This is a genomic window from Actinophytocola sp. (assembly GCF_036555685.1).
GTDB lineage: Bacteria > Actinomycetota > Actinomycetes > Mycobacteriales > Pseudonocardiaceae > Actinophytocola.
This window is the reverse complement of the sequence record NZ_DATBKY010000281.1, coordinates 1-13,096: the sequence shown is the minus strand read 5'-3', so window position 1 is coordinate 13,096 and position 13,096 is coordinate 1. Positions and strand designations below refer to the sequence as shown.

Annotated in this window: 13 protein-coding genes and 1 tRNA gene; 8 read left to right on the top strand and 6 right to left on the bottom strand. The window is 70.8% G+C overall.

What is annotated here, in order from left to right; genetic code table 11:
- Positions 1 to 43 precede the first annotated feature (43 nt).
- Positions 44 to 1,138, bottom strand: coding sequence for an alkene reductase (locus VH969_RS28420; protein WP_331979748.1), 1,095 nt, complete (start codon positions 1,136 to 1,138; stop codon positions 44 to 46).
- Positions 1,139 to 1,180: 42 nt separating this feature from the next.
- Entirely contained in the window at positions 1,181 to 2,650 is a 1,470-nt protein-coding gene (locus tag VH969_RS28415) for an MFS transporter (protein WP_331979746.1), read from the bottom strand.
- A 220-nt stretch (positions 2,651 to 2,870) separates the two neighbouring features.
- Here VH969_RS28415 and VH969_RS28410 point away from each other — a divergent pair, with 220 nt between their 5' ends.
- The 6 genes from VH969_RS28410 to VH969_RS28385 all read left to right on the top strand — a co-directional run bounded on the left by VH969_RS28410 (position 2,871) and on the right by VH969_RS28385 (position 7,638).
- Complete coding sequence (locus tag VH969_RS28410) at positions 2,871 to 3,407, top strand: cupin domain-containing protein (RefSeq protein WP_331979744.1); 537 nt, start codon at positions 2,871 to 2,873, stop codon at positions 3,405 to 3,407.
- Between the two features lie 35 nt (positions 3,408 to 3,442).
- Positions 3,443 to 4,495 (top strand): methyltransferase, encoded by a 1,053-nt coding sequence (locus VH969_RS28405; RefSeq protein WP_331979742.1) that lies wholly within the window; start codon positions 3,443 to 3,445, stop codon positions 4,493 to 4,495.
- Between the two features lie 22 nt (positions 4,496 to 4,517).
- Positions 4,518 to 5,543 (top strand): alcohol dehydrogenase catalytic domain-containing protein, encoded by a 1,026-nt coding sequence (locus VH969_RS28400; RefSeq protein WP_331979740.1) that lies wholly within the window; start codon positions 4,518 to 4,520, stop codon positions 5,541 to 5,543.
- Positions 5,540 to 5,950, top strand: a complete 411-nt coding sequence (locus VH969_RS28395) for a nuclear transport factor 2 family protein (RefSeq protein WP_331979738.1) — start codon at positions 5,540 to 5,542, stop codon at positions 5,948 to 5,950. Before VH969_RS28400 ends, VH969_RS28395 begins: the two co-directional genes overlap by 4 nt.
- Positions 5,951 to 5,989: 39 nt before the next feature.
- Positions 5,990 to 7,186: an FAD-dependent monooxygenase gene (locus tag VH969_RS28390; protein WP_331979736.1), complete on the top strand. Its 1,197-nt coding sequence runs from the start codon at positions 5,990 to 5,992 to the stop codon at positions 7,184 to 7,186.
- 68 nt (positions 7,187 to 7,254) lie between these two features.
- Entirely contained in the window at positions 7,255 to 7,638 is a 384-nt protein-coding gene (locus tag VH969_RS28385; RefSeq protein WP_331979734.1) for a VOC family protein, read from the top strand.
- A gap of 98 nt (positions 7,639 to 7,736) precedes the next feature.
- Here VH969_RS28385 and VH969_RS28380 read toward each other — a convergent pair.
- A tRNA-Lys gene (locus tag VH969_RS28380) sits at positions 7,737 to 7,812 on the bottom strand.
- A gap of 211 nt (positions 7,813 to 8,023) precedes the next feature.
- Between VH969_RS28380 and VH969_RS28375 the strand changes: the two genes are divergently transcribed.
- Positions 8,024 to 9,211 (top strand): L,D-transpeptidase, encoded by a 1,188-nt coding sequence (locus VH969_RS28375; protein WP_331979732.1) that lies wholly within the window; start codon positions 8,024 to 8,026, stop codon positions 9,209 to 9,211.
- A 195-nt stretch (positions 9,212 to 9,406) separates the two neighbouring features.
- On the opposite strand, the gene VH969_RS28370 is transcribed toward VH969_RS28375, so the two are convergent.
- A complete protein-coding gene (locus VH969_RS28370; RefSeq protein WP_331979730.1) occupies positions 9,407 to 9,544 on the bottom strand; it encodes a hypothetical protein in 138 nt (45 codons plus the stop codon).
- Positions 9,545 to 9,904: 360 nt separating this feature from the next.
- On the opposite strand from VH969_RS28370, the gene VH969_RS28365 reads away from it, so the two are divergent.
- Entirely contained in the window at positions 9,905 to 11,872 is a 1,968-nt protein-coding gene (locus VH969_RS28365) for a tetratricopeptide repeat protein (protein ID WP_331979728.1), read from the top strand.
- Here the strand turns inward: VH969_RS28365 and VH969_RS28360 are convergent, their stop codons facing one another.
- Both VH969_RS28360 and VH969_RS28355 read right to left on the bottom strand, forming a co-directional pair.
- Complete coding sequence (locus VH969_RS28360) at positions 11,873 to 12,802, bottom strand: carbohydrate kinase family protein (protein ID WP_331979727.1); 930 nt, start codon at positions 12,800 to 12,802, stop codon at positions 11,873 to 11,875. It abuts the gene before it with no gap.
- The coding region (locus VH969_RS28355; RefSeq protein ID WP_331979726.1) for a hypothetical protein at positions 12,799 to 13,096 on the bottom strand (298 nt) is incomplete at its 5' end. The genes VH969_RS28360 and VH969_RS28355, both read right to left, overlap by 4 nt.

Here is a 13,096-nt window from a genome sequence, read left to right as displayed (position 1 = left end):
GCAGGCCGGCACACGGTCGGCCTGCGGTTCCGCGGTACGTGAATCAAGCAGCAGCGTCCAGCCCGGCGTCCAGTTCGGGGTAGTCGGTGTAGCCGACCTCGGTGCCGCCGTAGAAGTGCTCCACGATCGGCGTGTTCAGCTCGGCACCGATGCGCAGCCGGCGAACCAGGTCGGGGTTGGCCAGGAAGGCCGCGCCGATCGAGACCAGGTCGGCACCGTTGTCCACCGCCACGGTGGCGCCCTCGAGCACGTCGGTGGCCGACCGGCCGGCACTGCCCTCCTGGTTGACGATGAGCGTCCGGTCCCACTGGGACCGCACCGAGGCGAGCACCGGCCCGGCCACGTCGCCGACCAGCAGGTGCAGGTACTCCACCCCGATGCTGTCCAATTCGGACAGCAGTGCGGCGTAGTGCTCCTCGGTGTCGGTCTCCACCACGTCGTTCAGGCTGAAGCCCGGTCCGATCCGGACGCTCACCCGCTCCGGTCCGGCCGCCTCGGCCAGCGCGCCGACGATCTCCACCGCGAGCCGGATCCGGTTGGCCACCGACCCGCCGTACTGGTCGGTGCGCAGGTTGGAGTTGGACCCGATGAACTCGTGCACCAGGAACCCGCTGTGCCCGTGCAGTTCGATCCCGTCGAACCCGCCCTCGATCGCCCGGCGGGCGGCGGCGCCGTGGTCGGCCACGATCTCCTTGATCTCGGCGACGGTCAGCTCGCGCGGCGTGACGAACTCCTGGAAGCCGTTCGGGGTGAAGATCCCGCCGGCCGGCTTGACCGCCGACGGTCCCACCGGGGTGCGCCCGCCGGTGTTGTCCGGGTGGCTGATCCGGCCGGCGTGCATCACCTGGGCGAAGATCGACCCACCGCGCTGGTGTACCGCGTCGGTGACGGTGGCCCAGGCCTCGATCTGTTCGTCGGTGTACAGGCCCGGCGTGCACGGGTAGCCCTGGCCGAGCGCGCTCGGCTGGCTGGCCTCGGCGATGATCAGCCCGGCGGTGGCCCGCTGTGCGTAGTACTCGGCGACCAGCGGGGTGACCACGCCGGCCGGGGTGGCCCGGTTGCGCGACATCGGGGCCATGACCAGCCGGTTGGCCAGGTTCAGCTTGCCGGCCTTGGTCGGCTCGAACAGCGTCGACATTCGTGTCTCCTCGTGAGGTCGGGTCGGCGGGGAAGGTCCGGATCAGGAACCGGCGGTGGACGCTGCCTGCTCGGGCACCGGCGACGCCGCCGGCCGCCGCCGCAGCAGCACCAGGGTGATCAGCACGCCGAGCACCGCCACCCCGACGCCACCGGCGAGGGCGTAGGCGTTGCCGGAGGTGAGCGCGGTGGGCAGGTCGCTGCCCTGCGCGGTCAGCGCGCCGGACCGGTTCACCGCGATGGTGCTGAACACCGCGACCCCGACCGCACCGCCTACCTGCAGCGTGGTGTTCACCAGGCCGGCGGCCGCGCCGCTGACCGTCTCGTCGACGCCCATCGTGCACACCACAGTGCCGGCGACGATCGACGCGCCGGTGCCGAAGCTCCACACCATGCCGGGCAGCACGAACGCGGTGATCACGTTGGCGTCCGCGCTCAGCGCACTGGCCCACCACACCAGGCCGAGGCCGATCAGGCCGAGCGAACCGGCCAGCGCGGGCACCGGCGCGATCCGGCCGAGCACCCGGGGCAGCGCCTGCGCACCGAGGAACAGCGCCAGGCAGACCGGCATCGTGGTGACCGCGGCCTGCAGCGGCTCGTAGCCCCGGTCCTGCTGCAGGTGCAGCGTGAGCACGAAGAAGATGCCGAACAGCAGCGCACCGGTCATCAGGTTGGCGATGTTGCCGACCACCACGTTGCCCAGCCGGAACAGCGCCCGCGGGATCAGCGGCGAGCTCGCCCGCACCTGCCGGACGGCGAACGCGGCGAGCAGCGCGGCGGCCACCACGAACGCGGTGAGCGTCGAGCCGGAGGTCCAGCTGGTGCTGCCGCCGTGCAGTACCGCGAAGATCAGTGCGCACAGCCCGCCGGTGACCGCCAGCGAACCGGTGACGTCCATGCCGCCGGCCACCTGGCCCCGCCGGGACGGCAGCATCCGCATGCCCAGCACCACCACGATGATTACGGCCGGCACGTTGAACAGGAACACCCACTGCCAGCCGACGGCGGTGAGCAGGCCACCGAACGGTGAGCCGATCGCGCCGGACAGCCCGCCGACACTGCCGAAGATGGCCAGCGCCTTGTTCCGGTCGGCCTGCGAGCTGAACAGCTCGAACACCAGGGCCATCGCGGCCGGGCAGGCGATCGCGGCGGACAGCCCCTGACCGCCACGGGCCGCGACCAGCTGCCACGGTGCGGCCGACACCGCGCAGGCGATCGACGTGACGCCGAGGATCGCCATGCCGGCGAGCAGGATCCGGCGGTGCCCGAACACGTCCGCGGCGCGTCCGCCCAGCAGCAGGAAGCCGCCGAACGCGAGGATGTAGGCGTTCATCACCCAGGCCAGGCCGGTTTGGCTGAAGCCGAGTTCGCCCTGCACCGAGGGCAGCGCCACTAGCACCACGCTGACGTCGAGCACCATCAAGAACTGTGCCGCCGCGAGCACGGCGAACGCCAACCAGGGGTTGCGGGCTCGAGTCGACGAGCCAGCGGGACCGATCTCGGTCGTTGTCATCGACCCAGCTCCTTCGCTACACGGCGGTCTTCCGCCAGAGCGTTGCGCCGGAAACTCGGGAATCCGTCCAGCTCCAATCCAGAAAACCAGCCGGTCTGTTTGGCCAGCTCCAATCACGACTCATCCTTGACCGGCAGGTTCAACAATGGGGACACGAAAGGCTTTGCGTGAGCGGACCGGTCACCGGATCGGTCCCGCGCGTCGAGGAGGAGGTGGCTGCATGAGCAGCGAAGTGCCGGCCGAGCCGGCGCGGCAGGTCGTTCACGTGCCGGCGGACGAGGGAATCGCCTTGTGGGTGCCCGAGGAGCCGCCGGCCGACCTGGTGGACGGCGAGGGCCCGCCGATGTCGAGCTACACCTTCATGGCCACCGCCGAGCTGACCGGTGGCTCGCTGTCCGTGGTCAACACCGTTGTGCCGCCGGGGAACGGGCCGCCGACGCACCTGCACGTCGATGCCGACGAGTCGTTCTACGTGCTCGAGGGCGCGTTCGAGGTGACCTCGGGTGGCAAGACGTTCGTGATCAACCCGGGTGACTACGCGTTCATCCCGCGCGGCACCCACCACATCTGGAAGAACATCACCGACAAGCCGGCCCGGATGATCCGCATCTACACGCCCGGGGGGATGGAGAAGTTCTTCACCGCCATCTCCCGGCCGGCCAAGCCCGGGGAGCCGGCGCCGCGGCTCACCAACGAGGACGTCCAGCGGGCCGTGGAAGTCGCGACCCAGCACTACGGGGAACCACCGGCAGCCTGAGCATTGTCCACAACGAACCACACGGAAGGCCATACATGTCTTCGCCGAACGCACCTTCCACCGACCCCGCGGCCCAGCTTCGATCCCTGTACTACGCGCACTACAACTTCCAGTTCCTCAGCGCCGCCTTCGAGTTCGGCCTGTTCGCGCTGCTGGGCGCCGAGCCCGGCCTGACCAGGGTGGAGATCGCCGGCCGGCTGGGGCTGCGCGAGCAGCCGGCTCGCATCCTGCTGCTCGGCTGCACATCGATCGGCCTGCTGCGCAAGGACGGCGAGCGCTACTACAACACCGAGGTCTCCGCGCCGCTGGCGACGAACCTGGAGGACCTGCCCGGCGTGTTCGTGCCGTGGGAGCAACACGTCAACTACCGGCCGATGGCGTGGTTCGCCGAGTCGCTGCGCGAGGACACGAACGTCGGTATGCGCAGGGAGATCGCCGGGGACTCGGACACCCTGTACGGCCGGCTGGCGGGCGATCCCAAGCTGGAGCAGGTGTTTCACAACATGATGGGCTCGGTCAGCCGGCTGTGCGGGGCGGAGCTGGTGGACCAGCTCGATCTGTCCGGGTACACGCACATGCTCGATGTCGGCGGCGGTACCGCGGTGAACGCCACCAACTTCGCCCGCCGGTGGCCGCACCTGCAGGTGACCATTGTGGACCTGCCGACGATCGTCGAGGCGGCGAACGAGAAGATCGCCGGCATGGGCCTGTCCGACCGGGTCCGCGCGGTCGGCCTGGACGCGTTCAACGACGAGTTCCCCAAGGGCTGCGACTGCGTGTTCTTCGGCCATTTCCTGGAGATCTGGTCGATCGAACGGAACAAGGACCTGCTGGCCAAGGCGGCCCGCGCGGTCGAGCCGGAGGCCGGCGTCATCGTGGTCACCCCGGTGCAGGACGACGACGAGACCGGTCCGGACATCGCGGCGGCGCTGTCCGCCTACTTCCAGACGGTCGCCTCCGGTGAGGGCATGGTCTACACCTGCAAGGAATACGAGGAGTGGTTCGCCGAGGTCGGGTTCGAGCCGACCGGCCGGCTGTACGTCGGTCTCGGCGACGTCGCCATAACCGGCACCCGGCGGCCCACGTAGCGCCGCCGTCGCCATAGCGTCCATGACAGGTGTCGGGGAGATGGAGACGATGCGAGCAGTAGAGGTACCCGCGCCGGGTGCGCCGATGCGGGTCGTGCGGCGGGAACCGCCCCGGCCCGGCGCCGGCGAGGTGCGGATCAAGGTCGAGGCCTGCGGTGTCTGCCACAGCGACATGTTCGCCACCATGGGTGGGGCCACGAACTATCCGGTGGTGCCCGGCCACGAGGTGGTCGGCGTGGTCGACGAGCTGGGTCCCGGGGTCACCGGGGTGCGGGAGGGCGCGCGAGTCGGGCTCGGTTGGTTCGGCGGTTCCTGCCGGCGCTGCGCGTCCTGTCGCGCCGGCGACTTCATCACCTGCGACAACCTGCGCACGCCGGGGATGACGTACGACGGCGGCTACGCCGAGATGCTCGTCGCCCCGGCCGAGGCGCTGGTCGAGGTGCCGGACGGGCTCTCCGCGGTGCAGGCGGCTCCGCTGCTGTGCGCCGGGGTGACGACCTACAACGCGTTGCGCCGGAGCCCGGCGCGGTCCGGTGACCTGGTCGCGGTGCTGGGTCTCGGCGGTCTTGGCCACCTGGGTGTGCAGTTCGCCGCGAAGATGGGGTTCGAGACGGTGGCGGTCTCCCGCGGGTCGGAGAAGGGCGAGCTGGCCACCGAACTCGGCGCGCACCATGTCGTGGACAGCGAGGCGGAGGACGTCGGGAAGGCGTTGTCCACATTGGGCGGTGCGCGCGTGGTGCTGGCCACCGCGACGAGCAGCCCGGCCATCGGTGCGGCCCTGCCGGGCCTGGCCAAGCGCGGAACCCTGATCGTGCTGGGCGGTTCCATGGAGCCGATCGAAGTGCCGGTCGGCGTGCTGATCGGCACGGCGGCGACCATCGTCGGCCACCCGTCCGGCACCGCCGCGGACTCCGCGGACGCCCTGCGGTTCAGCGCCCTGGCCGGTATCCGGCCGATGGTGGAGACCCGGCCGCTGGAGGCGGCTCAGGACGCCTACGACCGAATGATGTCCAACGAAGCGCGGTTCCGGATGGTGCTGACGCCGTGAACCCGACCGACAACGAGCAGGAGGTATTCCCCGCCGTGGGCACCGACAGCAGCGCCGACCGCGCCCAGCGAGTCCGCGCCATCTACCAACTCGTCGACGACAACGACATCGACGCGGCCATCGCGCTGTTCGCCGACGACGCCGAGTACCACCGCCCCGGCCAGGACCCGCTGCTGGGCGCGGCCGCGATCGGCGCGTTCTACCGCTCCGGCCCACCGTTCACCAAGGCAGAGCATGTGCTGTCCCCGGTCCTGGTGACCGGCGACGAGGCGGCTGTGCGCGGCGTCTTCCACGCGACCCTCCCGGACGGGACGGAGATCGAGGTCCGGTTCGCCGACTTCTTCACCTTCGACGCGGACAACAGGTTCACCTACCGGGAGTCGTACTTCTTCGCCCCGCCCGGCTGAGCCCTGCGCCACCACTGAACCGTTAGCGAGGAGATCGGGATGACGAGCGAACGGCCGCGGATCGTGGTGGTCGGCGCGGGCATCGCCGGGCTCGCCGCGGCCGCGGCGCTGGCCCGCGCCGGGCTGGCCTGCCAGGTGTTCGAGCAGGCCCCGGAACTGTCCGAAGTGGGCGCTGGGATCCAGCTGTCCCCCAACGGTTCCCGGCTGCTGCACCGGCTCGGCCTCGGCGCCGCGCTGGACCGGGTGGCGGTTCGCCCGCAGGCCATCGAGGTGCGCCGGTGGGACGACGACCAGGTGCTCACGAAGACCACGCTCGGTGCGGCCTGCGCGGAGCTGTACGGCGCGCCGTACTACACGCTGCACCGGGCCGACCTGCACCAGGTGCTGGTGGACGCGCTGGCGCCGGGCACGGTCGTGCTCGACCGGCGCTGTGTCGGGGTGACCGAGCTGGCCGACACCGTGCGGCTGACCTTCGCCGACGGGGCCACCGTGGACGCCGACCTGGTGATCGGCGCGGACGGCATCCGCTCGGCGATCCGCGGCCACCTGCTGGCCGACCAGCCACGGTTCTCCGGCCAGGCGGTGTTCCGGGGGGTGGTCGACGCCGCCGAGCTGCCGGCGCTGGTCGCCGAGGGCAAGGTGCTCATCTGGATGGGGCCGGGCCAGCACTGCGTGTGCTACCCGATCTCCGCCGGCCGGCTGGTCAGCTTCGCGGCCAGCACCGCGGCCGGCGACTGGCGCGCGGAGTCGTGGTCGGCCGGCGCCGCCACGGCGGACCTGTTGACCGCCTACGACGGGTGGAACCCGGTTGTGCGGTCGGTGCTCGGCGCCCCGGAGTCGGTGATCCGCTGGGCGCTCTACGACCGGCCGGCGGTGCCCCGGTGGAGCTCGGCGCGGCTGATGCTGATCGGCGACGCCGCGCACCCGATGCTGCCGTTCGGCGCGCAGGGCGCGAGCCAGGGCATCGAGGACGCGCTGGCGCTGGCCGCCTGCCTGGCGGGAGCGAGCGCCGCGACGGTGCCGGCCGCGCTGCGCCGGTACGAGGCCGTTCGGCGGCCGCGCACCGAGCAGGTGCACCGGTTCATCCAGGACAACGAGCGCGACCACCATGTCGAGGACGGCGCCGAGCAGCGCGAACGGGATGAGCGGATGCGCGCGGACTTCGGGCTGCGGCAGCGGGCATGGCTGTTCGGCTACGACGCGGAAGCGGCGGCGACCTCGCCCGAAGCTGCCTAATAGCGTATGGTGGAACTTTCAAAACCGACCGGTCGCCTTGTTTTGGTGGCCTGGAGGATGGAGCCAGCATGGCTATTCAGCTGAACCACACCATCGTGTGGGCGAAGGACGGCCGGGCGTCGGCGAACTTCCTCGCCGGCCTGTTCGACCTGCCCAGCCCGAAGCACTGGGGTCACTTCTACATGGTCGAGGTCAGTAACGACATCACGCTGGACTACAGCGACTACGACGGCGAGGTGCAGTCCCAGCACTACGCGTTCCTGGTCAGCGAGGACGAGTTCGACCAGATCTTCGGCCGGATCCAGGCGCAGGGTGTCACCCATTGGGCTGATCCTGGCCACCATCAGCCTGGCCGGATCAACACCCGGGACGGCGGCCGCGGCGTCTACTTCGAGGACCCGAACGGCCACAACATGGAGATCATCACGCGCCCGTATGGCAGCGGCGGCTGACCTGGCGGTTCAGCCGGCCGCCGGGCCGCCGAACGCCCTCCGGCAGTAGCCCACATACACGAAACCGCAGGTCAGCAAGGCGCTGACCTGCGGTTTGGTGGTACGCCGCCAGGGACTCGAACCCCGAACCCGCTGGTTAAGAGCCAGCTGCTCTGCCAGTTGAGCTAGCGGCGCGTGCGGAGGAGGTCTCCAACGCGACGGCGAAACCGTAGCACGGGCCGCGACGGCTCCCGAAACCGGATTCCCCTTCGTACACACCTGACAGTCCGTGTACACACCGTCAGTGTCATCCGGCACACTATAGGGAGATCGACGTCAAAGCGTCGGAGCGGATCGGGACGGGGTTCAGATGGCGGGACGGGCGTGGCGTGCGCCTCGGGGACGGATGATCTTTGCGGCGGTGCTCGGGGTCACCGTCCTGGTGGCGACTGCGTGCAGCAGCAGCGAGGCGGCCCAACCGCAGGACGATCGGGGCAAACAGGACGATCGCACGTCGACGAAGTCAGCGCCGCCGCCGGAGCCCGTCAAGCTGATGATCACGCCGAAGAACAAGGCGGCCAACGTCGCGCCCGGCGCGCCGATCACGGTCGCCGCGCTCGACGGCAAGCTGACCAAGGTCGTGCTGACCAACGACAACGGCGAGCCGGTCAAGGGCAGGCTCTCGCCGGACGCCTCCACCTGGCAGGTCGCCGAGCCGCTCGGGTACGGCCGCACGTACAGCGCCGTGGCGACCGGGGTCAACAAGGACGGCAAGCCGGCCACGCTGCGGTCGTCGTTCACCACGGTCGAGCCGCGCCTGAAGGCCGACCTGTCGATGAACCCGCTCGACGGGCAGACGGTGGGTGTGGGCCAGCCGCTCGCGTTCTACTTCGACGTCGACATCACGAACAAGGCGGCCGCGGAGAAGGCCATCCAGATCTCCTCGACCCCGCACGTGGACGGCGCGTTCTACTGGTTCAGCGACAGCGAGGTGCACTGGCGGCCGCAGAAGTACTGGCCGGCGGGCACGAAGGTGTCGGTCAAGGCGTCGATCTACGGCAAGGACTTCGGCAACGGCGTGTTCGGCAACGACGACCGGACCGCGAACGTCAACATCGGCCGGGCGGTCGTGGCGGTCGCCGACGGCGGCACGCACCAGATGATCGTGAACGTCAACGGCAAGGTCGCCCGCAAGATCCCGATCTCGATGGGCAAGCCCGGTCACGAGACGCCGTTCGGCACCTACGTCGTGATGAGCGAGCACACGAACTACACGATGGACTCGAGCACGTACGGCGTGCCGGCGGACGCACCGGGCGGCTACCGCACGCTGATCGCGGTGGCGACCCGCATCTCCAACAGCGGGGTCTTCTACCACTCGGCCCCGTGGTCGGTGGGCGACCAGGGCTACCGCAACGTGAGCCACGGCTGCATCAACATGTCCACGGAGAACGCCGCCTGGCTGCAGAGCATCTCGAACAAGGGCGACCTCGTGGTGGTCAAGCACAGCGGCGGCCCACGCCTGGAGTCCTGGGACGGCCTGGGCGACTGGCAGATCCCCTGGAAGGAATGGCTGAAGGGCGGCGCAAAGTAGGCCGTTCCGCTCGCAAACGAATCGCAAAGGCCCTGTCGGATTTCGACAGGGCCTTTGCGGCTTCGAGGCCGTTTGCGCGCATCGCACGCGACGACGCCGTTGCGGGTAGTCGGGCGAGCCTAGGCCGCCGACGCGCCACCGGTCGTCCACTGTGCTGTGGGTGTGCGCGCCGACCTGGCGAGATCTAAGTCTGCCTCACATCATGGGATACCACTTCGCGACGGCGAAGACCGCTGGTAGCGCGACGGTGTAGCCGAACACCAGCATTGTCACCTTCGGGTGGGCGATCGCCACCGTCCACAGCCGACGAGCGGCTTGGGTGAATCTGCTCACCTGGGTGATCATGCCCAAGTGGACAACCGTTGGTTCGTGTGGGTTACCGTCGTTGCTCCGCCTTCGTGTGGCTATCCTCGGTGTTTTGTGGTCTCAGTAGAGACATAGCTTGAGTTGCATCACTCGATCGAACGATGCGCTGCACATTCACCCGTCCTGCGATCGCGTGTCCCCTCGCCCAGCGGCCACCCTTCACGCATGCCGTCAAATGAGCCTGACCAGCGCAGAGTGACCTAGCGTATAATGGGAGGTCACGTTGCGTGGACGGCACTTTGGGGTGGGTGCGTGGAGCAGTCGGGGCCGAGACCGTTCGACTCCCGGGGGGCCGGCGGCGAGCGATTATCACCCGGCGAGCAGGTGGTGCCGCGCCAGTTGCCGCCGCCTCCGGTCCACTTCGCGAACCGGACACGTGAACTGTCCGTCCTGGACGCCAAGACGCGCGGTCGCAACCGGACACCCGCGATCCTCGTCTTGAAGGGACCCGGCGGGGTCGGCAAGTCCGCCCTCGCGTTGCGCTGGCTCGACTCGGCTCGGGACAGGTTCCCGGACGGCCAGCTCCACGCCAAGCTGACCCTGCCGACGGGCGAGCCGGTCGCCATCGAGGACGTGCTCGGTGGGTTCCTCCGCGCGCTCGGCGTCGCGCCCGAAAGGGTGCCGCCCGGGCTCGCGGAGCGGGTGACGCTCTTCCGCTCGGTGAGCGCCGGCCGCGCGCTCGCGCTGTTGCTCGACGACGCGGTGTCCGCCGCACAGGTCAAGGCGCTGCTGCCCGCCTCGCCGGCCGGGGTCGTGCTCGTGACCAGCCGGCACCCGCTCGCCGGGCTGCTCACCGACGGCGCCGAGGTCCTGCCGGTCGAGCCGCTCGACGACGGCAGTGCGGTCGACTTGCTCGCCCGGCACGTCGGCGCCGACCGGCTGGCGGCCGACCGATCCTCGGTCGAAGCGCTGGTCAGGTTGTGCGCCGGGTTGCCGATCGCGTTGTGCGTGGCCGCCGCCCAGCTCGTCCTGCGCCCGCACCGCCCCGTGGCGAAGCTCGTGACGGACCTGCGCGACGACCGCAAGCGACTGGACGTGCTGACGATGGACGATGACCTGTCCGTGCGGGCGACGCTGGACCTGTCCGTGCGCGCCCTCTCGCCGGATGCGGCAGCCGCGTACGTCTCGATCGGCGTGCACCCGGGGCGGCTGGTCTGCACCGAGCTCATCGTCGCCACGACCCGGGCCGGGCTCGGCCGGGCCCGCCACGCACTCGACGAGCTGGTCGACGCCAGCTTGTTGCAGGAGATCGACGACGAGGTCTACCTGTGTCACGACCTCGTCCACGCGCACGCTCGTGCCGAAGCGGAGCACCGGGCGGATGCGACCACCCGCGAGAGGCTGCTGCGCACGATCCTCGAGTGGCATCTGTACGTGGCGCGTGAGGCCGGTGCCGCGGTCCTGCCGTCGCGGCGTGTGCTGCCGTTCGAGCCCGCCGCCGGCACCCGGTACGAGCTCCCGCCCGCCAGCACGCGCTCGCTCGACTGGCTCGACCGGCACCGGCAGGACCTAGCCGCGCTGGTCGGCCTCGCCGTCGACCGCGATCTACCCGAGCTGGCGTACGCCCTCGGCGACGCCATGCAGCCGCTCTTCATCGTGCACCGCCACCATCGCGAGGCGGTCGAGGTCGACGAGCTCGCGCTGCGCGCCGCGGTCGCCATGGCTGATCTCGCGGCTCAGCACGGCATGCGCCGCCGGCTCGCCCGCGTGCTCGTCGACCTGGGCGAGCTCGCCCGCGCCCGGCCGCACATCGACGAGGTGCTGGAGCGGACCGAGCGATCGGGGGACCGGCGTGGCCGGGCGAGCGGGCTGAAGCTCTTCGCCCGGTTGCAGTCCCGGCAGGGCCGCCGCGACGAGGCGGTTACGTCCCTGCGCGAGTCGGTGGCAATCCTGCGCGACCTGGGCCGGAGGAGATCGACAGGCCTGGCCTTGATCGAGTTGGGCGAGACACTTCTCGACGCCGGCCGCCCTGCGGAAGCTGCTTCTCCGCTGGCCGAGGCGCGCACGATCCTGCTGGCGATGCACCCGCCGGACCCGTTCAACGCCGCCCGCGCCACGATCCCCCTCGCTCGCGCCTACAACCGGCTGGACGACCATGCGGCCGCGAGCCGGCTCCTCGACGACGCGGCCGAGACGCTCGCCGCGTTCGGGTCCGACCACCAGCTGGGCCGAGTGCACGAAGCGTTCGCCGACCTGTACGACGCGACGGACGACCCGGGCCGTGCCTGGGAACATCGGACCCGGGCGGACCAGCTGCTCGGCCGGCCCGCCCGGCCGGATCCGGATGTGGAGTAGCTAGCACAACCGCCGGGCGACCGGCAGGCCGTGCGCATCGCCGAGCCCGGCGAGTTCCGCGCCGGACAGGGCGAACTCCTCCTCCGGGCCGCCGCCCACCTTCCACCCGGCCGCAAGCACGGCGTACCGCGCGGCCATCACCGGATCCGCGAGCGCGTCGTGGTGTACGAAAGCCGCGAGCAGCGTGTCGCCCGCGCCGCTCGTGTACCGCACACCGCGCGGCGTCGCCGGGCCGACATGCCACACCGCCCGGTCCGTGCCCACGCCGACGAGTGCCCCCTCCGGGCCGCAGCCGACGAGCGTCAGCGGCGTGCCGAAACGTCGCCACACCGCTTCGATCCACGCGTACGGGCCGTGCGGCAGCTGCTCGTGTGAGCACGCCAGGATCGTGGCCGACCGCATCCACTCCTGCTTGCCCGGTGTGTTCGCGTCGGTGACGCGGTGCACGTCGGTCGCGATCGGCACCACGCGGGCGATCGCGACCGCCAGCAGCGGCTCGGTGAACTGCGTGCAGTTGAGCATCGCCACGTCCGGGCGCCACTCGTCGAGCGCGGCGGCGAAGACCTCGGGCGGGTAGCTGAGATGGCGGACCGAGCGGAGGTCGGTCGTGCCCGCCCGGGCCCCGTCGAGGTCGTAGAGCACGAGGGCGCGCGGCTGCTCCTCGCACACCAGGGTGGTCGCTCCGTACCAGCCGCGCGCTCGCAGGCCGTGGGTGGCCACGAGGCCCAGCGCGTCCGAGCCGACATACGTGGCGAACACGACCTCCGAACCGAGGGCGCGCAGCGTCGTCGCATTGGTCCAGCCGGTGCCGGACAACCGCACCGACAGCGCACCGAGGCGGTGCTGTGACGACGCGAAGGGCACCGGGAACCGCTCGACCGCGTGTGCCAGCCGCACGTTCACCACGCCGGCCACGGCAACGCGGCTCATGAGCGGTCCACCGCTCGGCCCGCCCGCAGCCGGCGTCTGACCTGCCAATGTGCCCAGGCGGCGAATACCGCCCGCCCCAGCGCCGCCAGCTCGTCGTCCGTGCCGGCGGCCCGTGGCAGCCCGGCGACGGCGACGACGCACCACCGACCCGTGGGGTGCCAGCCGAGCGCCACGCTGCAACCGGGATAGCGCCGACGAACCCGGCCGGCCCACCGCCTGGCTCGCAGCCGGGACCGGTGGCGCGCCACGATGACGTCTGCCGCCTGCATCCAGGCCTCGTCGGGGCGGCCGGGG